Here is a 21,432-nt window from a genome sequence, read left to right on the forward strand (position 1 = left end):
AGGAGGTCACTTGTCCGCTGCCCATCCCGCGTAGAAGAGGCCGAGTCCGACGATCACACAGATGCCCTGGATGATCCAGAAACGGACCACGACAAGGACCTCGGACCAGCCTTTGAGTTCGAAGTGGTGCTGGAGTGGCGCCATCCGGAAGACCCGCTTGCCGGTGAGGCGGAAGGAGCCGACCTGGATGACCACCGACATGGTGATCAGGACGAACAGGCCGCCGAGGATGGCCATCAGCAGTTCGGTGCGCGAGCAGATCGCCAGACCCGCCAGCACACCGCCGAGCGCGAGCGAACCGGTGTCGCCCATGAAGATCTTGGCCGGCGAGGTGTTCCACCACAGGAAGCCGAGGCAGGAGCCCATCAGCGCGGAGGCGACCACCGCCAGGTCGAGCGGGTCTCTCACCTCGTAGCAGGCGCCCGGGTTGGTCAGGGTCAGCGCGTTGGCGCAGGACTCCTGGAACTGCCAGACGCCGATGAAGGTGTAGGCGCCGAAGACCAGGACGGAGGCGCCGGTGGCCAGGCCGTCCAGGCCGTCGGTGAGGTTCACGCCGTTCGACATCGCGAGGATCATGAACAGCGCCCAGATGACGAACAGCACCGGGCCGATGGTCCAGCCGAAGTCGGTGATGAACGACAGCTTCGTGGACGCCGGGGTGTTGCCCCGGTTGTCCGCGAACTGCAGCGAGAGCACGGCGAAGCCGATGCCGACGATCAGCTGGCCGGCCATCTTCGCCTTGGCCCGCAGGCCCAGCGAACGCCGCTTGACGATCTTGATGTAGTCGTCGAGGAAGCCGACCAGGCCCATGCCCACCATCAGGCCGAGCACCAGCAGACCGGAGAAGGTCGGCCCCGCGTCGATGTCGGGGTCCAGATAGCTGGTGATGCCCTTGGCGAGGAAGTACGCGGCGACCGTCGCCAGGATGAAGGCGATGCCACCCATGGTCGGCGTACCGCGCTTGCTGGCGTGCTCGCGCGGGCCGTCGTCGCGGATGTACTGGCCGTAGCCCTTGCGGGCCAGGAGCTTGATCAGCAGCGGGGTGCCGACCAGCGTCAGGAAGAGGCCAATGACTCCTGCGAACAGGATCTGCTTCATCATCGGGCGGCAACCTCACCCTCGGTGCCGGTCTCCAGCAGCGCCGTGGCGACGCTCTCCAGACCCACCGAACGGGACGCCTTCACGAGCACGACGTCCCCCGGGCGCAACTCGCTGCGCAACAGGTCGACCGCCGCCTGTGCGTCGGACACGTGCACCGACTCCTCACCCCACGAACCCTCGTTATATGCGCCCAGTTGCAGCCATTGGGCTTCCCTGCCCCCGACCGCGACGAGCTTGCTGACGTTGAGCCGGACGGCGAGCCGTCCGACCGCGTCGTGCTCGGCGAGCGCCTCGTCCCCGAGCTCGGCCATCTTGCCGAGCACCGCCCACGTGCGACGCCCCTTGCCGATGGCCACGAGGGCACGCAGCGCGGCCTTCGTGGACTCGGGGTTCGCGTTGTAGGCGTCGTTGACGACCGTCACGCCGTCCGGGCGCTCGGTGACCTCCATCCGCCAGCGGGAGAGGGAGCCCGCCTCGGAGAGCGCGGTGGCGATCTCGTCTGCGGACATGCCCAACTCGTGGGCGACGGCGGCCGCGGCGAGCGCGTTCGACACGTGATGCTCACCGTACAGGCGCATGGTCACATCGCTTGCACCGGAGGGTGTGTGAAGGCTGAAGGAAGGCTGTCCGGTGTCCGTGAGTCGCACGTTCTCGGCGCGAACGTCCGCTTCGCCGGACTCTCCGAAAAGGATCACCTTCGCCTTCGTTCGGGAGGCCATGGCCCGTACGAGGGGGTCGTCCGCGTTGAGGACCGCGGTGCCGCCCTCCTCGGCCGGCGGCAGCGCCTCGACGAGCTCGCCCTTGGCCTGGGCGATCTGCTCCCGGCCGCCGAACTCGCCGATGTGCGCGGAGCCGACGTTGAGGACGAGGCCGATCCGCGGCGGGGTCAGCTCGCACAGGTACCGGATGTGGCCGATGCCGCGGGCGCCCATCTCCAGGACGAGGAACTTCGTCTCGTCGGTGGCGGTGAGCGCGGTGAGCGGCAGCCCGACCTCGTTGTTCATGGAACCGGGCGTGAAGACCGTGGGCGCCTTGCGGCGCAGGACCTGGGCGATCAGGTCCTTGGTGCTGGTCTTGCCGGCCGACCCGGTGAGGGCCACGAGGGTGGTGCCGAGGCGTCGCACGACGTGCCGGGCGAGGGCGCCCAGGGCGGTCTGGACGTCGTCCACGACGATCGCGGGCACGCCGACGGGGCGGGAGCCGAGGACGGCCACCGCTCCCGCTTCGACGACCTGCGCCGCGAAGTCGTGACCGTCCACCCGTTCGCCCACGAAGGCGACGAAGAGGCTGCCGGGCCCCGCTTCCCGGGAGTCCCGGACGACCGGCCCGGTGACGGCGGCGGACGCGTCCGGTATGTCGTGCATCCGCCCGCCGACGACTTCTGCGATCTCGGCGAGTGAGAGGGTGATCACAAGTTCGTCCCCTGCATCGGGATCAGGATCGGCTGGATCATTCGGGATCTCATCCCTGGGTCTTCTGGATGGCTTCGCGCAGCACCTGGCGGTCGTCGAAGGGACGGACGACCCCGGCGATGTCCTGGCCCTGCTCGTGGCCCTTGCCGGCCACCAGCACCGTGTCGCCGGGCCGGGCCCGGGCGACGGCGGCGGCGATCGCGGCGGCCCGGTCCTCGAAGACCTGCACCTCGCCGCGTTCGTGCGCGGGGACGGACGCCGCGCCCTGGAGCATGGTGGCGAGGATCGCGAGGGGGTCCTCGGAGCGGGGGTTGTCGGAGGTCAGTACGGCGGTGTCGGCGAACCGGGCCACGGCGGCGCCCATCGGCTCCCGCTTGGTGGTGTCCCGATCGCCGCCGCAGCCGAGCACCACGTGCAGCCTGCCCTCGGTGACCTTGCGCAGGGCCCGCAGCACCGACTCGACGGCGTCGGTCTTGTGGGCGTAGTCGACCACCGCGAAGAAGGGCTGGCCCTCGTCCACGCGCTCCAGCCGGCCCGGCACGCCCGGTACGGCGGCGACACCGTCGGCGGCGCTCTGCGGATCGAGTCCGGCGGCGGCCAGGGCGACGATCGCGGCGAGGGTGTTCGCCACGTTGAACGGACCGGCCAGCGGCGATCTGGCGGCGATCCGCTCGCCCTTCGGCCCGAGCACGGTGAACGTGGAGTCAAGCGGGCCGACCTCGACCTCGTCGGCGCGCCAGTCGGCGTCGGGGTGGCCCTCGGCGGAGTAGGTGACGACCGGGACGGTGGCCTCGTTGGCGAGGCGCCGTCCGTACTCGTCGTCGACGTTGACCACGCCGAGTCTGCTGCGCCTGGGCGTGAAGAGCTGCGCCTTGGCCTGGAAGTAGTCCTCCATGCCGGAGTGGAACTCCATGTGCTCCGGGCTGAGGTTGGTGAAGACCGCGATGTCGAAGACGCAGGCGTCGACGCGGCCGAGCACCAGGGCGTGGCTGGAGACCTCCATGGCGACCGCCTCGGTGCCGCGCTCGCGCATCACCGCGAACAGCGCCTGGAGGTCGGTGGCCTCGGGCGTGGTGCGCTCGGACTTGATGCGCTCGTCGCCGATGCGCATCTCGACCGTGCCGATCAGGCCGGTGGACTTCGCCGTGCGCAGGCCGCCCTCGACGAGGTAGGCGGTGGTGGTCTTGCCGGAGGTGCCGGTGATGCCGATCTGGAGCAGGTCGCGGCCGGGGTGGCCGTAGATCGTGGCCGCCAGCTCGCCCATCCGCGCGCGCGGGTCGTCGACGACGAGCGCCGGCAGACCGGCGGCCGCGGCACGCTCCGCGCCGGCCGGGTCGGTCAGCACGGCGACCGCGCCGAGGCCGGCGGCCTGGGTGACGAAGTCGGCGCCGTGCAGGCGGGCTCCGGGGAGGGCGGCGTAGAGGTCACCGGGGCGGACGGCACGCGAGTCGTGGGTGATGCCCGTGACCTCGGCGGAGCCGTCCGGCGCGGCGACACCCAGCTGATCGGCGAGTTCCGCGAGGGGTGTGGCGGAGATCCGCACCGGCCGGGGCGGTCCCGGGTATGTCACGGGGTGGCCCTTCTGGGTGGTTTGGGACTGATCAGGGTGTGGCACGGCGGTGAGCGTACCGGCAGTACCCGCTTCCCGGCGAAGCGAGGGCTGGGAGGCGCCCTGGGAGGCGCTCTGGTTCCCGGGGTCCGGGGTGATCGTTGTCACGGGTGGTTCCTGGTGGCTCGGTACGGAAACGGCGCTGGCTCGGTACGGGCTCGATGCTGGGGCCGGGCGGGGCGGTACGGCTCAGGGCTTGAAGGTGACCGGGAGCCTCGCGGGGGCGGCCCCGGTCGGCGGGACCTGGAGGGTCTTCAGGGCGAACTCCATGACCTGCTTGTAGATGGGGCCGCAGATCTGGCCGCCGAAGTAGCTGCCCTCGGTGGCGTTCTGGATGGCGCAGTAGACGGTGACGCGGGGCTTGTCGGCGGGGGCGAATCCGGCGAACGACGAGGTGTAGCCGTGGTACTTGCCGGTGGCCGGATCCACCCGGTTGGCCGTGCCCGTCTTGCCCGCCACCCGGTAGCCGGGGATGCGGGCCTTGGTGCCGGTGCCCTCCTCGTCGTCGACGACGGACTCCAGCATCTGCGAGAGGGTCTTGGCGGTCTTCTCGCTGGTCACGCGGGTCTTCTCGGGTTCGGGGGCCGGGGTGAAGCGTCCGTCGTCGCCCTTCGTGCCGCGGACGAGCGTGGGTTCGATCCGGATGCCGCCGTTGGCGATGGTCGAGTAGATCGAGGCCGCCTGGAGCGCGTTCAGGGAGACGCCCTGGCCGAAAGGAATCGTGTACTGCTGCGAGGTCGACCACTGGCCGGGCGGCGCGAGGATGCCCTTGGTCTCCCCCGGGAAGCCGAGGCCGCTGTAGTCGCCGAGGCCGAACTTGCGCAGGTAGGAGTAGAGCACCTTGTTGGCCTCGGCCTGGGTCTTGCCCAGTTCGCCGGTGGCCATGATCGTGCCGATGTTGCTGGACTTGGCGAGCACGCCGTTGAGCGTGAGGTACCAGGTCGGGTGGTCAATGTCGTCCTTGAAGAGCCGGTCGCCGCGCTTGAGCCGGTTGGGGACGGTGATGTGGGTGTCCGGAGTGGCGACGTTCTCCTCCAGCACGGCCGCCATCGACAGCACCTTGGCGGTGGAGCCCGGTTCGAAGGCGTCCTGGAGCGCGGCGTTGCCCAGCGCCGCGGGGTCGGCGTGGGCGAGGTCGCCCGGGTCGAAGCCGGGCGAGTTGGCCATGGCGAGGATCTCGCCGGTCTGCGTGTCCTGGACGATGACGTAGCCGCCGTCCGCCTTGGACTTCTCCACCTGCTCGCTGATGGCGTGCTGCGCGGCCCACTGGATGTCGCGGTCGATGGTCAGCTCGACGTCGCTGCCGGGCACGGCGGGGGTCTCGGTGGAGCCGGCGGTGGGCACCTGGCGCCCGCCGGACTGCGCGTAGCGGATCTTGCCGTCCTCGCCGGCCAGCGTCTTGTCCAGCTTCCGCTCCAGGCCCCCGCCGCCCTTGCCGTCGGCGCCGACCCAGCCGAGGATGCCGGCGGCGAGGTCGCCGCCCGGGTACACGCGCTTGCTGCTGGGGTCGGCGAAGACGCCCGCGAGCACGTTGACGGTCGACCTGTCGGTCTCCGCCTTCGTGGTGAGCGCGGTCTTCAGGTCCTTGATCTGGTTCCAGACCTGGGGGGTCTGCCGGCGCGCGAGGCGGACGTAGCGCAGGTCCTTGTTCTTCGGGCGGAGCGTCTTGGCCAGCTGCTCCTGGTCCTCGCCGAGGATGGGCGCGAGGAGCGCCGCCGCCTGCTCGGGCCCGTCGTCGACCTTCAGCTGCTCGCGGGTGAACATCGTGGGGTCGGCGGTGATGTCGTAGGAGTCCACGGTGGTCGCGAGGGCGACGCCGTTGCGGTCGGTGATGCCGCCGCGTTCGGCGGGCAGGGTGTGCACGACGTAGCGGTTCTGCTCGGCCTTGGCGGAGTACGTGCCGGCGTCGACGGCCTGCACCTGGAGGAGCCGTACGACGAAGGCGGCCAGCACCAGGGTCAGCGCGAGGCCGATCATGCGCAGCCGGGGGCGCGGGCTGCCCAGCCGGAAGGCGCGGGGCGTCCGCCGGGGCGGTGCCGGCCTGCGGGCCGGCCGGGCGCCCGGTCCCGGGCGGCGCGCACCGCCGGGGCGGACGGGCCTCGCGGGTCCGGGCACCCGGCGGCGCGGCGGTTCCCTGTCGGACACTTCCGTCACCTGCCGGGAGTCGGGGTCGGGGTGGGCGTCGCCGCTGCGGTGGGGGTGGCGGCTGTGCTGGGTGTGGCGGCGGCGGTGGGCGTGGGGGCCGGTGCCGAGGGAGCGGTGTAGGGGGACGGCGTGCCCGTGGCCGCGCCGGCGGACGTGGAGGCCAGCGCCTCGGGGGCGAGCACGAGCGGGGTGGCCGCGGCGGGCGCGGGGCTGGGCGAGCCCTTGACGGTGCCGTCGGGGTCGAGGAAGGCGGGGTCGCCGCCGGGCACCATCCCCAGTTCGCGGGCGCGGCGCTGGAGGGCCTGGGGGGCGGAGTAGCCGTCGATGTCCCGCTGGAGCGCCTGTTCCTCGTCGCTGAGCTCCTTGGTGCGCTGCTTGAGGTCGTCCAGCTGGAAGGAGCCCTCGCTCAGGGCGGAGTTCAGTACGAGGAGCCCGATGAGGCCGCCGCCGAGGAGGAGGACGACCAGCAGGACGAAGGGCGCCCGGGCCGCCTGGCCGCGGGTGCCTCCGGTCGGGAGGAGCCGGGCGAGCCGGGCCGCCCGGCCCTTCAGTTCGGGTTTCCTGCTCACGCGCCCTCCCCTCGGCCCCGGGTGGGCCGTCCCCACCCTTGCCCGGCCTGCCTCGCTCGTGCCACCCGCCGCGCTGCCTTCACCCGAGGGACTCCCTGATGCGCTCGGCGCCGCGCAGCCGTGCCGGTGCCGCCCGCCGGTTCTCGGCGATCTCCTCCTCGGTGGGGAGTTCGGCTCCGCGGGTGAGCAGCTTGAGCCGGGGCGCGTACTGCTCGGGGACGACCGGCAGACCGGGCGGCGCGGTGTTGGCGGCGCCGGCCGCGAACACCTGCTTGACCAGCCGGTCCTCCAGCGAGTGGTACGACAGCACCGCGATCCGTCCGCCCACCGCGATGGACTCGACGGCGGCCGGGATCGCCCGCTCCAGGACCGACAGCTCGCCGTTGACCTCGATCCGCAGGGCCTGGAAGGTGCGCTTGGCCGGGTTGCCGCCGGTGCGCTTGGCGGCCTGCGGCAGTGCCGCGCGGATCAGCTCCACGAGGCGGGCGCTGTTGGTGAACGGCTCCTTCTCGCGCTCGCGCACGATCGCGGACACGATCCGTTTGGCCTGCTTCTCCTCGCCGTACGCCCGCAGGATGCGGACGAGTTCGCCGGGCGGGTAGGTGTTGAGGACCTCGGCGGCGCTCATGCCGGTCGTCTGGTCCATCCGCATGTCGAGCGGGGCGTCCTGGGCGTAGGCGAAGCCGCGGCCGGCCTCGTCGAGCTGCATGGAGGAGACGCCGAGGTCGAACAGGACGCCCTGGACGCGGGGGACGCCGAGCCGGTCGAGCACGTCGGGCAGCTCGTCGTAGACGGCGTGCACGAGGGTGGCGCGCTCGCCGTACGGGGCGAGCCGCTCGCCGGACAGGCGCAGGGCCTCCTTGTCGCGGTCGAGCGCGACGAGCCGGGCCTCGGGGAAGCGTTGGAGGAGCGCCTCGCTGTGCCCGCCGAGCCCCAGCGTGCAGTCGACGACCACGGCTCCCGGCTCCTGGAGGGCGGGCGCCAGCAGGTCCAGACACCGCTGGAGCATCACCGGGACGTGTCGACTCTGGCTCAAGTGGGGCGGCCTCTCAGGTCCGGCGCGGCGTCACGCACTGCCGGGTCCCCTCCCGCTCGCATCTGAAGGGGAGGCCTGCCGGCGCCAAGAGCGTCGGCCGGCCGGGAGCGGGAGGAGGCCGAGCCGTACGTACGCGCCGCGCACGTGGGGAGATCTGGCGGGACGTCGCCCAGGTCTCCGGGGAATTCAGTCCAGCAGGGAGGAACTCGCCTCCCGCTTCGCGTCACTTTAGTCCACCGTGTCGCCCGGTCAATCAACCGGCCTGCGCGTCGCGGACCCCGGCGTCCGCAAACCGGCATCGGGCGGCTTTTCACTCGGACGGCCGCATCCGCACCACCCTGTGGGTTGGCTCACAACAAGCCACGATGACGTTCTTTGTCCCGCTTCACAGCGGGCCACGCGCGGGGACGGCCAGTAACGTCATGGATATGACGACTTCTGCATCGGTACCCGCAGGCCCCGAATCCGCCATAGTGGCCGACCACACCGTCACCGACCGGCTCGTCGAGGCGAACGAGCGCTATGCCGCCGCGTTCACCGACCCCGGGATGGACGCCCGCCCCGTACAGCGCGTGGCGGTCGTCGCCTGCATGGACGCGCGCCTGGACCTGCACGCGGCGCTCGGCCTGAAGCTCGGCGACTGCCACACCATCCGCAACGCGGGCGGTGTCGTCACCGACGACGTGATCCGTTCCCTGACCATCAGCCAGCGGGCGCTCGGCACCCGCAGCGTGGCCCTCATCCACCACACGGGCTGCGGCATGGAGACCATCACCGAGGAATTCCGGCACGATCTGGAGCTGGAGGTCGGCCAGCGTCCGGCGTGGGCGGTGGAGGCCTTCCGGGACGCCGACCAGGACGTGCGGCAGTCGATCGAGCGAGTGCGCACCTCGCCGTTCCTGCTGCACACCGAGGATGTGCGCGGTTTCGTCTTCGACGTGAAGACCGGCCTGCTGCGCGAGGTCGACCCCGCCTGATCCGGTGGCCCGCCCCGGCGATTCCGCTGCGCAAGCGCCGCAAAGGCCGTAAGGGCCGACATATCGCGGCCAGTTGTCCACAGGCGAGTGACACGAATCGGTAACGGCGGCAAGAATGCGGGAAGTGGTGTCGCGCGGAACTTTTTCCGTGCGGCGTCCGTGATTCGGGGTGGGCCTTCCGCGCTGCGGGGCCGGCCCGGCAAGTTGGGGAACCCCCTCTTCCCAGGGAGTGCGGGGAAAGGCCGAGGAGGGCCGGGTGACGACCTATGACGATCGGGCGAGCCATGGGGGTGCCCCCTCGGGAGCGTATTCCAGCGTGGGGGACGATCTGAGCGCGGTGGTCGAGCGGGTACGCGGCTCGGTGGAGGGCGTGATCGAGGGCAAGCCCGAGGTCGTACGGCTCTCGCTGACCGTGCTGCTGGCCGAGGGGCACCTGCTGATCGAGGATGTGCCGGGGGTCGGCAAGACCATGCTGGCCAAGGCGCTGGCGCGGTCCATCGACTGTTCGGTGCGGCGGATCCAGTTCACGCCGGACCTGCTGCCCTCGGACATCACCGGGGTGTCCATCTGGGACCAGCAGCGCCGGGACTTCGAGTTCAAACCGGGTGCGATCTTCGCGCAGGTGGTGATCGGCGACGAGATCAACCGCGCGTCGCCGAAGACGCAGTCCGCGCTGCTGGAGTCGATGGAGGAGCGCCAGGTCACCATCGACGGCCAGACCTACGAGCTGCCCGCCCCCTTCATGGTGGTGGCGACGCAGAACCCGGTCGAGATGGAGGGCACCTACCCGCTCCCGGAGGCCCAGCGGGACCGTTTCATGGCCCGGGTCTCCATCGGCTATCCGAGCCCGGAGGCCGAGCTGCAGATGCTCGACGTGCACGGCGGGGTCAATCCGCTGGACGACCTGCAGCCGGTGGCGCACGCGCACGAGATCCTGAAGCTGATCGAGGCGGTCCGCGGCGTCCACGTGGCGGACCCGGTCCGGCGGTACGCGGTGGACCTGGTCGCCGCCACCCGCTCCCACCCGGACCTCAGACTCGGCGCCTCGCCGCGTGCCACGCTGCATCTGCTGCGCGCGGCGAAGGCGTCCGCCGCCCTGAGCGGCCGGGAGTACGCGCTGCCGGACGACGTGCAGGCCCTCGCGGTCGCCGTGCTGGCCCATCGGCTGCTCCCGACCGCGCAGGCCCAGCTCAACCGCCGCACCGCCGAGCAGGTGGTGGAGGAGATCCTGCAGCGCACCCCGGTGCCCGCGGCTCCCCAGCAGCAGCCGGGCTTCGGCGTGGGCCGCGGCACGCCGGCGTACGGTCAGCAGCCGCCGCGGAGGCTGTGATGGACGCCGGGGGGACGGACGGGCCCGAGGCCGACCGGGGCGAGGGCGGCGGTGTCCGGACCGCCCTGGCCGGTCTGACCACCCGCGGGCGTTCCTTCCTGGCCGCCGGTATCGCCGCGGCGGTCTGCGCGTACGTCCTGGGGCAGAGCGATCTGCTGCGGGTCGGGCTGCTCCTGGGCGCCCTGCCGCTGGTCTGCGCGGCCGTGCTCTACCGCACGCGGTACCGGGTCGCGGGCAGCCGCCGGCTCTCCCCCGGGCGGGTGCCCGCGGGCAGCGAGGCCCGGGTCCATCTGCGCGTCGACAACGTCTCCCGGCTGCCCACCGGCCTGCTGATGCTCCAGGACCGGGTGCCCTACGTGCTCGGTCCGCGCCCCCGCTTCGTACTCGACCGGGTGGAGCCCGGCGGTCGCCGCGAGGTGTCCTACCGGGTCCGTTCCGACCTGCGCGGCCGTTACCCGCTGGGCCCGCTCCAACTGCGTCTGACCGATCCGTTCGGCCTGTGCGAGCTGACCCGTTCCTTCTCGACGTACGACACGCTGACCGTGATCCCGCGCGTGGAGGCGCTGCCGCCGGTGCGGCTGAGCGGCGAGGCGAAGGGGTACGGCGAGGGCAGGCAGCGCTCGCTCGCCCTGGCCGGCGACGACGACGTGATCCCGCGCGGGTACCGCTACGGCGACGACCTGCGCCGCGTGCACTGGCGCTCCACCGCGCGCTACGGCGAGCTGATGGTGCGCCGCGAGGAGCAGCCGCAGCGGGCCCGCTGCACGGTGCTGCTCGACACCCGGGTCGTGGCCTTCGAGGGCGCGGGCCCCGACTCGGCCTTCGAGTGGGCGGTGTCGGGCGCGGCGTCGGTGCTGGTGCACATGCTGGAGCGGGGCTTCTCCGTCCGGCTGCTCACCGACACCGGCAACTCGGTGCCGGGCGAGGGCGCGGACGGCTTCGCGGGGGCGAGCCAGGGCACGGCCGACGCGGCCGGGCTGATGATGGACACCCTCGCCGTGATCGACCACTCCGACGACACGAGCCTGTCGCGGGCGTACGACGTGCTGCGCCGCGGGAACGAGGGGCTGCTGGTGGCGTTCTTCGGCGACCTGGACGAGGAGCAGGCCACGGTGGTGGCCAAGATGCGGCAGCGCAGCGGCGGCGCCGTCGCCTTCGTCCTGGACAGCGAGACGTGGGCTCGGGAACCGGGCGAGGTGCCCGGCCCGTTGGACGGGGGCTCGGAGCGGCTGCGGATGCTCCGCGAGTCGGGCTGGACCGCCGTGACCGTCCCACGGGGCGCCACCGTGGAGGAGCTGTGGCGCCTGGCCGACCACGAACGCACCACCCTCACCACGCCGACCGGCGGAAAGGGGACGCCATGAGCGGGCGGGCGCGGCCGACGCGACGTGGACCGGTCCGCGGGCGGGGCGCGGGTGCCGGACCGGCCGGGCGGGCACGGCCGGTGACGCATGTCCGCGGCGCGGCGTCCGGGACCGGCGGGCGACGGGGCGACGCCTCGCACGCCTGTTCCGCCACCGAGGTCAGCGGGCGGGAGGCGGGGCGATGAGCGGGCGGGCGCGGTTGGCCGTGTGTGCCTGGGCGGCCACCTTGATGGCGGCCTGTGCGTTGCTGCCGTTGGTCGAGCCGGCCACCTGGATCCTTCAGGCGGCGGTCCTGCTGGCGGTGCAGTCAGGCGTGGGCGCGGTGGCGCGGCGGGTGCCGCTGGCCCGGCCGCTGACCATCGCGGCGCAGGCCCTGGTCACGCTGCTGCTGCTGACCCTGGTCTTCGCCCGGCAGCAGGCGCTCGCCGGGCTGATCCCCGGCCCGCAGGCCTTCCAGCGCTTCGCCGACCTGCTCCAGCAGGGAGGCGACGACATCGCCCGGTACGCGATCCCGGCGCCGCTGGAGTCCGACGGCATCCGGCTGATGCTGGTCGGCGGCGTGCTGGTGATCGGGCTGCTGGTGGACACCCTCGCGGTGACCTTCCGCAGCGCCGCTCCGGCCGGCCTGCCGCTGCTCGCCCTCTACTCGGTGGCCGCGGGGCTGTCCGACGGCGGCGCCGACTGGCTGTGGTTCCTGGTCGCGGCGGTCGGCTATCTGACGCTGCTCCTGGCCGAGGGACGCGACCGGCTCTCGCAGTGGGGCCGGGTCTTCGGCGGCTCGGCGCGTGCCCCGGGCCCGGAGCAGGGGCGTGCCCTCGCCCCGGTCCGCACCGGCCGGCGTATCGGCGCCTTCGCGCTGGGCATCGCCCTGGTGGTACCGCTCGCCCTGCCCGCGATGGACGGCGGGCTGCTGGACAGCGCCGGCAGCGGCGTGGGCTCCGGCACCGGGGGCGGCGGCACGATCTCCGCGGTGAACCCGCTGGTCTCCCTGCGGGACAGCCTCAACGTCAACGAGGACCGCCAGGTCCTCTCCGTCCAGACGGATTCCGAGGACCTGTCCAACCTGTACCTGCGCATCGTGTCCCTGGACGACTTCGACGGCACCACCTGGAAGCCGTCCAAGCGGCACATCACCGCCGTGCCGGACGGCACGTTCCCCACCCCGGCCGGACTCGGATCCGACATCAAGCGCACGGAGTCGCGGACCCTGGTGTCGGCCGCCGACTGGTACGCCCAGGACTGGCTGCCCATGCCCTACCCGCCCAGCGGCGTGCGCGTCGCGGGCAACTGGCGCTACGAGCCCGTCGGCATGACCCTGGTCGGCGATCACGGCCAGAACACCCGCGGGCTGAAGTACGAGGTACGCAGCCTGAACGTGCAGCCGACGGCGGAGCAGCTCGCCGCGGCGCCCCCACCGCCGGCGGCACTCCTGCGCGAGTACACGCGGCTGCCGGACTCGCTGCCCGCGGTGGTCTCCCGCACCGCCCGCGAGGTCACGGCCGGCGCCGCGAACCCGTACCAGCAGGCGGTCAGGCTCCAGGAGTACTTCGCGGTCAACGGCGGTTTCGAGTACGACACCCAGGTCAAGGTCGGCAGCGGCTCGGAGGCGATCGCCCGGTTCCTGAAGGACAAGGAGGGCTTCTGCGTTCACTTCTCCTTCGCCATGGCGGCGATGGCCCGCTCCCTGGGCATTCCGGCCAGGGTCGCGGTCGGTTTCGCGCCGGGCTCCCCGCAGGCGGACGGCTCGGTGTCCGTGGGGCTGCGGGACGCGCACGCGTGGCCCGAGGTGTACTTCGAGGGCGTGGGCTGGACCCGCTTCGAGCCGACGCCGACGCGTGGCTCGACCCCGTCGTACACCATCACGGACCGGCCGGGCAGCTCGGTGCCGGAGCCGGTCGTGCCGTCGCAGAACACGGAGACCGAGCCGTCGGCGGCGCCCTCGTCGAGCGACACCTGTTCCCCGCAGGACAAGAAGCTGGACGCCTGCTCCACCGAGACCGCGGCGGCCCTGCCCGTCACCGGCGGCGACGGGCCGAAGTGGTACGCGCTGCTGGCCTGGGCCCTGGCCGGGCTCGCGGTGCTGTTGATCCCGCTCGCCCCGATGCTGTGGCGGCTGCGCGCCCGGGCGGTACGGCTCGGGTCGCACGGCCGCGGTGCGGCGGACGCGGGCCCGCACACCCTCGCGGTGTGGCGGGAGCTCACCGACACGGCGTGGGACCTCGGCATTCCGCCCCAGGAGTCGCAGACCCCGCGCAAGGCGGCGGACCGCATCGTCCGGCTGGGCCGGCTGGAGCCGACGGCCGCGCAGGCGGTGCACCGGGTGGCGGACGCCGTGGAGCAGGTCCTCTACGCGCCCCACCCGCGCCTGACGGCGGGGCTGACGGAGGACGCCCGGCTGGCGGCCGCGGGTCTGCGGGCCGCGGTCGGCCGCGGCACCCGGCTGCGCGCACGGTTCGCCCCGCGTTCGGCCATTCGGGTGACCTGGACGGTGTCGTCCCGGTGGACGGCCCTGAAACGACGCGCCGCGACGGCCCGGCCGACGTGGCGGAAAACCTCGGACCAACAGGGCTGAGCCCGCCGGGCCGGTGGGGCTGAGCACGTCGAACGGCAGGGCGAGGCGGCGGTCCCGCCGCGGCGGGGGGAGAGATGGCGGCCCCGGCGTCCTCAGATGCTCCTGAGCATGGGTGAGGGGGTGACCACCGTCGGGGTGGTCACCCCCTCACGCGGATGTCCTGGTGAGCGGCTCGGCGGTGCTACTGGCCGCCCTGCTGCTCATCCCTGCGGCGCTGCCAGCGCTCGTCGATGCGATCCATCATCGAGCGTTTCTGGCGTCCTTGGCGGCGTGCTGCCTGCGGACCGGCACCGGCCGCCTGCTGCTGCTCGCCCGGCTTGGGGGCCTTGCGCCAGCCGGTCACGGCGAGCACCGCGCACCCCAGCATGACCAGGAAGCCCACCACACTGAGCCACACCTGCTGGGCGACCATACCGGCCATGAGGAGCGCAATACCTACGAGGAAGCCCGCGACCGCCTGGTAGACCCGTCGCCGGGTGTACGTACGCAGCCCGCTTCCCTCGAGCGCTGTCGCGAACTTGGGATCTTCGGCGTACAGCGCTCGCTCCATCTGCTCGAGCATGCGCTGCTCGTGCTCCGAGAGCGGCACGGAGTCCTCCTCATCGTGCAGTCGCCGGGGCGACCCGGGGGGTCCCTTCAGGATAGGCAGGGAATCGCCCCCGTGAAACCCGCCCCTCTGCGCCAATTGACCAACCGGACTCCGTCATGGCCGTACCGGCTCGCTGAAGTTCCCATTCCCCAGCGGCCGACCCGTCATGCCGGGCGGTCTCCCTCGATCATACGGCGACTGCCCCCCGTTCGGGGGGCCTGTGGCGTACTCCATCTGCAGTCGCGCCCCTGATCAGCGCCTCACCCCACCGGTCGGCTCAGACCCCGTCGGTCCCCGGCGTCTCACCGAGCACATGGAGCTGTGTGGCCACGGAGTGGAACGCGGCGAGTTCGGCCGCCGCGGCCTCCAGCTTCAGCAGGGCGTCCATGGCGCCGGGCTCGGTGTCCACCAGCCCGCCGGGGACGAGGTCGGCGAAGACGCGTACGCCGTGCACGGCGCCGACCCGGAGCCCGGCGGCCTCGACCAGCCCGGTGAGCTGCTCGGCGGTGAAGCGCCGCGGCACGGGGTCACCCGTGCCCCAGCGGCCGTCCGGGTCGTCCAGGGCCTGCCGGGCCTCGGTGAAGTGACCGGCGAGGGCACGCGCGAGCACGGCGCCGCCGAGGCCCGCGGCGAGCAGGCTGAGGACGCCGTCGGCGCGCAGGGCCGCCACCACGTTGCGGACGCCCTCGGCGGGGTCGTCCACGTACTCCAGGACGCCGTGGCACAGCACCGCGTCGTAGCCGCCGCGCTCGACCACGTCGAAGAGGCCGCGGGCGTCGCCCTGGACGCCCCGCACGCGGTCGGCGACACCGGCCTCGGCGGCTCGGCGCTCCAAGGCGAACAGGGCGTTGGGGCTCGGGTCCACGACGGTGACACGGTGGCCGAGGCCGGCCACGGGCACCGCGAAGTTGCCGCTGCCGCCGCCGGTGTCGAGGACGTCCAGCGTCTGGCGGCCGGTGGCCTTGACCCGGCGGTCCAGTGCGTCCTGGAGGACGTCCCAGACCACGGCGGTGCGCAGGGCGGCCCGGGACCGGGAGGGCTCGGGGCGCGGAGCCGCCGTGTGCGGTCGGGGCTGGGAGGCGGGCGGGCGCATCGGGTCCGACACGGCAGTTGACTCCTCGGCGCGGCACCGCCTCGGACACGGGCGGAGCGGAACGGGCTGCCGCCCCCGGCCCGGTGCGGGGAGGGGGAGGCTTCAGGCGACTCCCACCCTATTGCCTGCGCCGCGCCCGCCGGGCATCCGTCCGTCACCCGCTCATCCGGCGTCCGGCAGGTCGCGGCCGGGGCGACCGGCGTCGGAGCGGCCGGACCGCTCGGGGCCCGGTGGGTCCGCGTCGGGCCGGGGCTGGGGCAGGACCGGCTGGAGGACCAGCATCCGCTCCACCAGGCGCAGGAACATCGCCACGTCGCGTATCAGGTCGTCGGCGTCCCGGGTGCCCGCTGCGCCCTGGATGCCCGCCTCGGCGCGGGCCCGGCGCCCTGCGCCGGAGGCGAACAGCGCGCTCCAGTCGGACAGCTCGGGCGCGATCTCGGGCAGCACCTCCCAGGCGCTGCGGATGCGGGCCCTGGCCCGCGGGCTGGTCTCCGGGCGGCCGCGCGCGGCCAGCACGGCGGCGGCGGTGCGCAGGGCGGCGAGGTGGGCCGTCGCGTACCGCTCGTTCGGCGTTTCCAGGGCGGTGGCCTCCTCCAGTCCGGCCCGGGCCTGGGCGAGCAGGTCGAGGGCGGCGGGCGGGGCGGTCGTCCGGCGGAGCACGGGGTGCACGTCGCTCGCCGGTCCGGTCAGTGAGGGTGCAGGGCCGGCTGCGCGGCGCCGCCGGGAGGCGGCTGCGGACGAGTGGGCCATGACGATCCTCCTGTCGTCTCCGTGACGGCACGCCCCCTGGCAGGAGGTGCCGTATGTGCCCATCGTGAGGTATGGCACTGACAATCCGTTCTGACCTGGACCTTTGATTCGATCGGCCGTTCGGTTCGGGTCCCGGGGGCCTGCGGTGACGCCCCGGTGCGGGGTGCTGTGAGAATCGGGACCATGGAAAGCAGCAGCACCGCCCCGCAGAGCGGCAGCCGTCGCGAGGCCACCCGGCAGAAGCTCTACGAGGCGGCGGTCACCCTCATCGCCGAGCAGGGCTTCTCCGCCACCACCGTGGACGAGATCGCCGAGCGGGCCGGGGTCGCGAAGGGCACGGTCTACTACAACTTCGCCAGCAAGTCCGTCCTCTTCGAGGAGCTGCTGCGGCACGGTGTCGGCCTGCTGACCGCCTCGCTGCGCCAGGCCGCGGAACAGACCGCCCGGGAGGGCCGCGGCCGGGTCGACGCCCTGGACGCGATGATCCGCGCGGGGCTCGTCTTCATCGACCGCTATCCGGCCTTCACCCAGCTGTACGTCGCCGAGCTGTGGCGCACCAACCGGGCCTGGCAGTCCACGCTGCTCGTGGTCCGGCAGGAGGCCGTGGCGGTGGTGGAGGGGGTGCTGCGCGCGGGTGTGGCGAGCGGTGAGTTCAGCGAGGAGATCGACGTGCCGCTGACCGCCGCCGCGCTGGTCGGCATGGTCCTGGTGGCCGCGCTGGACTGGAAGGCGTTCCAGCCGGAGCGCTCCCTGGACGACGTGCACGCCGCGCTGTCGCGGCTGCTCCAGGGACGCGTGAGCGGCCGGGGCTGAGCGAGGAGCGGGCGGGGCGGGCCCGCACGAAGAACGCCGGTCCGTGGTGGCCGCGTCCCCCGCGGGCCGCCGTCGGACCGGCGCCTTCTCCTGCTCCCCCGTACGTCCCCCCGTAGGAACTCCCGTCGCCGGTCGTCCCTCCGGGCTCCCCCGGTCTCGCTCCCGCCGACCACGGTCGGCGGAAGGAGCGGATCGCGGGCCCGGCTCCGTTCCGGCGCCCCGTGCCGCCGGTGCCGGAGCCGTGCCCCTCTCCGTGCCTCCACTCTCTCGTTCCCGCAGGTCGGAGCCCATCCGCCCGCGTACTCATCTGCAGGACTAGGTACGGCTACTCAGCCCTGGGCACCCCGCCCCACGGCGCGGCGCCGCCGACCGGTCACCTGGACGTCCGTCGCGGTGCTCAGCCCTCGCACGGCGGTGCCGGTGGCGGCGGATAAAGTCCCTGGCATGGCATGGATTGCGGTGATCGGCGCCGGGATGGGCGCCATGGCGGCGGCCGCCCGGCTGGCCGTCGCGGGCCACCGGGTGGTGGTGTACGAGCGGACGCGGACGTACGGCGGAGCCCTGGGCCGGTTCGAACGGGACGGGTTCTCCTTCGACACCGGCCCCGGTCTGCTCCCGCTGCCCGCGGTCTGGCGCGATCTGTTCGTGAAGACCGGCAAGGAGCCGCTGGAGTCGTGCGTCGAGCTGGTCCAGGTCGACCCGTCGTCCCGGCACGTGTTCGCCGACGGCACCGCAGTCTCGCTGCCGAACGCCTCGCGCGCGGGTGTCGTCGCCGCCCTGGACGCGGCGCTCGGTGCGGGCGCCGGGCAGCGCTGGGGCGACTTCCTGGTGCGGGCCCGGGAGACCTGGGACCGGACGCGCCGCCCCCTGCTGGAAGAGCCGCTGTGGCCGAACTGGCGGGTGCTGGCCGAGCGCGAGCCCTATCCGGCGGTCCCGCACAAGCGGCTGCTGCGCACCCGCCGGGCGGGAACGCTCGCCGAGGTCGGCGCCTGGGAGCTGCGCGACGCCCGGCTCGCCGCCCTGCTGGAGGGCCACGCGCTCGCCCACGGCCTGGACCCGCGCACCGCCCCGGCGAACACCGCCGTCCTGCCGTACATGGAGTACGCGTTCGGCGTCTGGTACGTGCGCGGCGGCGGTCTGCGGGAGCTGGCGCGGGCGGTGTACGAGCGGTGCCTGGCCCGCCGGGTCGAGTTCCGCTTCGGGGCGGAGGTCACCGGGATCGTCGAGAAGGACGGCCGGGTGGCGGGCGTGGAGCTGGCCGAAGGGGCCCTGGAGGAGGCCGAGTTCGTGGTCTCCGGCGTGGCGCCGGAGGTACTGGACCGCCTGTGCGGTGGAGCGCCGGTGCGCGGCGCGGACGAGGTGCCGGCGCGGCGCGGCGGGTCGAGCCGGCTGACGGTGCTGCTGGCACTGCGGGGCGGCCGGCCCGAGGGCACGGCGCACCGGACGGTGGTGCACGCGGCGGACCGTGAGGCCGAGTTGGACCGCCTGTTCGGCGCCGCTCCCGGGATGGCCGCGCGGCCGACCGTCACCGTCCTGCGGCCCGAGGACCCGGCGCTGGTACCGGACCCGGACCACGAGGCGGTGACACTCGGCGCGACGGTGCCCGCCCTGGACGGCGCGTCCGACCGGGCCACGACCGAGGTGTTCGCCGGCTGGGCCGAGCAGTTGATCGACGTCGCCGCGCGGGCGGTACCGGACCTGCGCGACCGCCTCCTGTGGCACGAGGTGCGCACCCCGGCCGAGGTCGCGGCGGACACCGGCGTGGCGGGCGGCGCGATTCCGGCGCCGGCGCTGGCGGGCGCCGGCGGACGGCTGCTGCACCCGGCGAACGGCATGCGTACCGAGGGCCTGTTCACGGTCGGCGGCTGGTCGCACCCAGGCGGCGGTCTGCCGCACGCGGGGATGTCGGGCGCGCTGGTGGCCGGACTCGTGGTGGAGGGGCCGGAGTTCCGCGGCTCCCAGTGAGCGGCCGACGGGCCGGTCACCGGGCGCCGGAGGCCCCGTCGGCGGACGGGGACCTCAGGAAGGGCTCCTCAGTAGCGGTACTGCTCGTCGTAGCCCTGGCCTTGACCCTGGCCCTGCGGCTGGCCGTTGCCCTGGTAGGGGTACTGCGCCTGCTCGGGCGGGAGTTCGCCGCCGTAGGGGTCGTCGGTGCTGCGCTGCTGCGGCACCCACACCCCGCCGGCCGGGGTCTCGCCGCCGTAACCGCCGGGCGCGCCGGTGGCGTACTGGTCCTGCCCGTAGCCCTGCTGGCCGTAGTTCTGCGCACCGGGCGTGTCGTAGCCGCCGGTGTCGTACGCCCCGGCGTCGTAGGTGGGGGTGCCGATGTACGGGTCGGAGTAGGCGGCGTACTGCTGCTGGGCGCCGGTGTCGTAGCCGTAGTCCTGCTGCTGGCCGTAGCCGGAGTAGTCGTAGGCGTAGGCCTGGTCGGCGCCCGGCGCGGTGGCCGCCTGCTGCTGGCCGGTGCCGTAACCGGCGTCGGTGTACACGCCGTACGAAGCGGTGTCGTCCGGCATGGGCTGCGGTTCGTAGACGGCGGTGGTCTCCGCGGCCGAGGGGTCGGCGGTGGGCCGGGCCGGAGTGAAGACGTCGTCGCGGTCGTAGTCGTCGTGCCCGTAGGGCGGGACGTCCTGACCCGGGGTGTGGGCCCGGGCGCGCTCGTCGTAGCCGTCCTGGTGGCCCCGGTCGCCCTCGGCGGGTCCGACCCCGGAGACCTCCAACGTCGGTTTCCGGCGGCCCCGTTCGGGGCGCCCGCGCTTGCCGACGAGGCTCGCCGGGGCGTTGACCGCCCAGCCGGCCTCGAAGCCGCGGCGGAACGACAGCGTGACGTAGGTCTGGCCGACCGCGAAGGCGGCGGCGCCGAGACCGATGACGAGCACGTTCGACATCAGCACGCCGGCGACGACGCCGACGAAGCCGCCGAAGGCGAGCAGCCGCCAGCGCAGCCGCGCCTTGTACTGCAGCAGCACCTCGCCGAGCAGCCACAGCGCGACGACGCCGAACGCGATGTAGAGGACCGTCCAGCCCATGTACGCCCCTCTCCCAGTGGCCGTTACGCAGTGTGTCGCAAATACGTGCGGCCGGTCTAGGCCCGCGGTGGGTGGTGCAGGCCCAGGTTCTCGTAGATTTCCAGGGTCGCCGTGGAGTTGTTGAGCGTGATGAAGTGCAGTCCGGGCACCCCTTCGGCCAGCAGCCGCGCGCAGAACTCCGTGGCGAACTCGATGCCGATCGAGCGTACAGCCGCCGGATCGTCCTTGGCCGTGAGGATCCGCTCTTTCAGCTCCGGCGGGAACGAGGCGTTGCTGAGCTGCGGCAACCTCTCCAGCATCTTCACACTGGTCACCGGCATGACCTCGGGGATGACCGGGGTCGCGCAGCCGGCCGCGGCGACCCGGTCGCGCAGCCGGAGGTAGGACTCGGGCTGGAAGAACATCTGGGTGATGGCGTAGTCGGCACCGGCCCGGCACTTGTCGACGAAGTGCGCCACGTCCGTGTCCCAGTCCGCGGAGCGCGGGTGCATCTCGGGGAAGGCCGCGACGCCGACGCAGAAGTCGCCCGACTCCTTGATGAGCCGGACCAGTTCGGCGGCGTACGTCAGGCCCTCGGGGTGCGCGATCCAGTCGGCGCCCGGGTCGCCGGGCGGGTCGCCGCGCACGGCCAGCATGTTGCGGATCCCGGCGTCGGCGTACTGGCCGATGATGTTGCGCAGTTCGGCGACCGAGTGGTCGACGGCGGTGAGGTGGGCCACCGGGGTCAGCGTGGTGTCGGCGACGATCTGCTGGGTCTCGCGGACCGTGCCCGCACGCGTGGAGCCGCCGGCACCGTAGGTCACGGAGACGAAGTCCGGGGCCACGGCCTCGACCCGCCTCAGCGCGCTCCACAGGTTCTTCTCGCCCTTGGGCGTCTTCGGCGCCGAGAACTCGAACGAGTACGTCGTCTTGCCGGTGGCGAGGATGTCACGCACCGTGCGGGCGCGATCAGTCCTCGTGCTTGCGGTTCCGAGGGCCATATGGGCAGGTTAGCCAGGGTGCGGCGGCCACCCAACCGGATGCGGGATATTTGTCCACATTGT

17 protein-coding genes are annotated in these 21,432 nt (G+C 73.1%); 6 read left to right on the plus strand and 11 right to left on the minus strand.

Annotated features, from left to right (window positions below; translation table 11 throughout):
- Positions 1–6: 6 nt before the first annotated feature.
- The 6 genes from mraY to rsmH form a co-directional block, all read right to left on the minus strand.
- Positions 7–1,098 (minus strand): phospho-N-acetylmuramoyl-pentapeptide-transferase, encoded by a 1,092-nt coding sequence (gene mraY / locus ACZ56V_RS26045; RefSeq protein ID WP_059299069.1) that lies wholly within the window; start codon positions 1,096–1,098, stop codon positions 7–9.
- Positions 1,098–2,513, minus strand: coding sequence for a UDP-N-acetylmuramoyl-tripeptide--D-alanyl-D-alanine ligase (locus tag ACZ56V_RS26050; RefSeq protein WP_104635818.1), 1,416 nt, complete (start codon positions 2,511–2,513; stop codon positions 1,098–1,100). Before ACZ56V_RS26050 ends, mraY begins: the two co-directional genes overlap by 1 nt.
- Before the next feature lie 49 nt (positions 2,514–2,562).
- The gene (locus ACZ56V_RS26055; RefSeq protein ID WP_467383035.1) at positions 2,563–4,083 is read right to left on the minus strand and encodes a UDP-N-acetylmuramoyl-L-alanyl-D-glutamate--2,6-diaminopimelate ligase; all 1,521 of its coding nucleotides are present in this window, start codon (positions 4,081–4,083) and stop codon (positions 2,563–2,565) included.
- 228 nt (positions 4,084–4,311) lie between these two features.
- Entirely contained in the window at positions 4,312–6,276 is a 1,965-nt protein-coding gene (ftsI, locus tag ACZ56V_RS26060; RefSeq protein ID WP_468945590.1) for a cell division protein FtsI, read from the minus strand.
- Positions 6,273–6,836, minus strand: a complete 564-nt coding sequence (ftsL, locus tag ACZ56V_RS26065) for a cell division protein FtsL (protein ID WP_468945592.1) — start codon at positions 6,834–6,836, stop codon at positions 6,273–6,275. The genes ftsI and ftsL overlap by 4 nt, the downstream gene beginning before the upstream one ends.
- Before the next feature lie 79 nt (positions 6,837–6,915).
- Entirely contained in the window at positions 6,916–7,872 is a 957-nt protein-coding gene (gene rsmH / locus ACZ56V_RS26070; protein ID WP_398912759.1) for a 16S rRNA (cytosine(1402)-N(4))-methyltransferase RsmH, read from the minus strand.
- A gap of 428 nt (positions 7,873–8,300) precedes the next feature.
- Here rsmH and ACZ56V_RS26075 point away from each other — a divergent pair, with 428 nt between their 5' ends.
- The 4 genes from ACZ56V_RS26075 to ACZ56V_RS26090 all read left to right on the plus strand — a co-directional run bounded on the left by ACZ56V_RS26075 (position 8,301) and on the right by ACZ56V_RS26090 (position 14,115).
- Positions 8,301–8,849, plus strand: a complete 549-nt coding sequence (locus ACZ56V_RS26075) for a beta-class carbonic anhydrase (protein WP_398912761.1) — start codon at positions 8,301–8,303, stop codon at positions 8,847–8,849.
- Between the two features lie 256 nt (positions 8,850–9,105).
- Positions 9,106–10,179 carry an AAA family ATPase gene (locus ACZ56V_RS26080; protein WP_398912763.1) on the plus strand — a complete coding sequence of 358 codons (1,074 nt, stop codon included), beginning with the start codon at positions 9,106–9,108 and terminating at the stop codon, positions 10,177–10,179.
- A complete protein-coding gene (locus ACZ56V_RS26085) occupies positions 10,179–11,543 on the plus strand; it encodes a DUF58 domain-containing protein (protein WP_468945597.1) in 1,365 nt (454 codons plus the stop codon). The genes ACZ56V_RS26080 and ACZ56V_RS26085 overlap by 1 nt, the downstream gene beginning before the upstream one ends.
- Before the next feature lie 181 nt (positions 11,544–11,724).
- Positions 11,725–14,115: a transglutaminase TgpA family protein gene (locus tag ACZ56V_RS26090; RefSeq protein WP_468945600.1), complete on the plus strand. Its 2,391-nt coding sequence runs from the start codon at positions 11,725–11,727 to the stop codon at positions 14,113–14,115.
- A gap of 181 nt (positions 14,116–14,296) precedes the next feature.
- Here ACZ56V_RS26090 and ACZ56V_RS26095 read toward each other — a convergent pair whose 3' ends face one another.
- From ACZ56V_RS26095 to ACZ56V_RS26105, 3 genes are all read right to left on the minus strand, one after another.
- Positions 14,297–14,704, minus strand: a complete 408-nt coding sequence (locus ACZ56V_RS26095; protein WP_011028137.1) for a spore wall synthesis complex protein — start codon at positions 14,702–14,704, stop codon at positions 14,297–14,299.
- Positions 14,705–14,981: 277 nt separating this feature from the next.
- Positions 14,982–15,809, minus strand: coding sequence for a methyltransferase (locus ACZ56V_RS26100; RefSeq protein ID WP_398912769.1), 828 nt, complete (start codon positions 15,807–15,809; stop codon positions 14,982–14,984).
- Between the two features lie 150 nt (positions 15,810–15,959).
- Positions 15,960–16,547 (minus strand): SAV_6107 family HEPN domain-containing protein, encoded by a 588-nt coding sequence (locus tag ACZ56V_RS26105; RefSeq protein ID WP_468945604.1) that lies wholly within the window; start codon positions 16,545–16,547, stop codon positions 15,960–15,962.
- A 183-nt stretch (positions 16,548–16,730) separates the two neighbouring features.
- Here ACZ56V_RS26105 and ACZ56V_RS26110 point away from each other — a divergent pair, with 183 nt between their 5' ends.
- Both ACZ56V_RS26110 and ACZ56V_RS26115 read left to right on the plus strand, forming a co-directional pair.
- Positions 16,731–17,360, plus strand: a complete 630-nt coding sequence (locus ACZ56V_RS26110; RefSeq protein ID WP_356363102.1) for a TetR/AcrR family transcriptional regulator — start codon at positions 16,731–16,733, stop codon at positions 17,358–17,360.
- Between the two features lie 444 nt (positions 17,361–17,804).
- Positions 17,805–19,325, plus strand: a complete 1,521-nt coding sequence (locus tag ACZ56V_RS26115) for a phytoene desaturase family protein (RefSeq protein ID WP_468945608.1) — start codon at positions 17,805–17,807, stop codon at positions 19,323–19,325.
- 68 nt (positions 19,326–19,393) lie between these two features.
- Here ACZ56V_RS26115 and ACZ56V_RS26120 read toward each other — a convergent pair whose 3' ends face one another.
- Positions 19,394–20,389: an SCO2102 family sporulation regulator gene (locus tag ACZ56V_RS26120; RefSeq protein WP_467383048.1), complete on the minus strand. Its 996-nt coding sequence runs from the start codon at positions 20,387–20,389 to the stop codon at positions 19,394–19,396.
- Between the two features lie 56 nt (positions 20,390–20,445).
- The gene (metF, locus tag ACZ56V_RS26125; protein WP_356363108.1) at positions 20,446–21,369 is read right to left on the minus strand and encodes a methylenetetrahydrofolate reductase [NAD(P)H]; all 924 of its coding nucleotides are present in this window, start codon (positions 21,367–21,369) and stop codon (positions 20,446–20,448) included.
- Positions 21,370–21,432 lie beyond the last annotated feature (63 nt).

Source organism: Streptomyces sp. NPDC034099 (assembly GCF_055575415.1).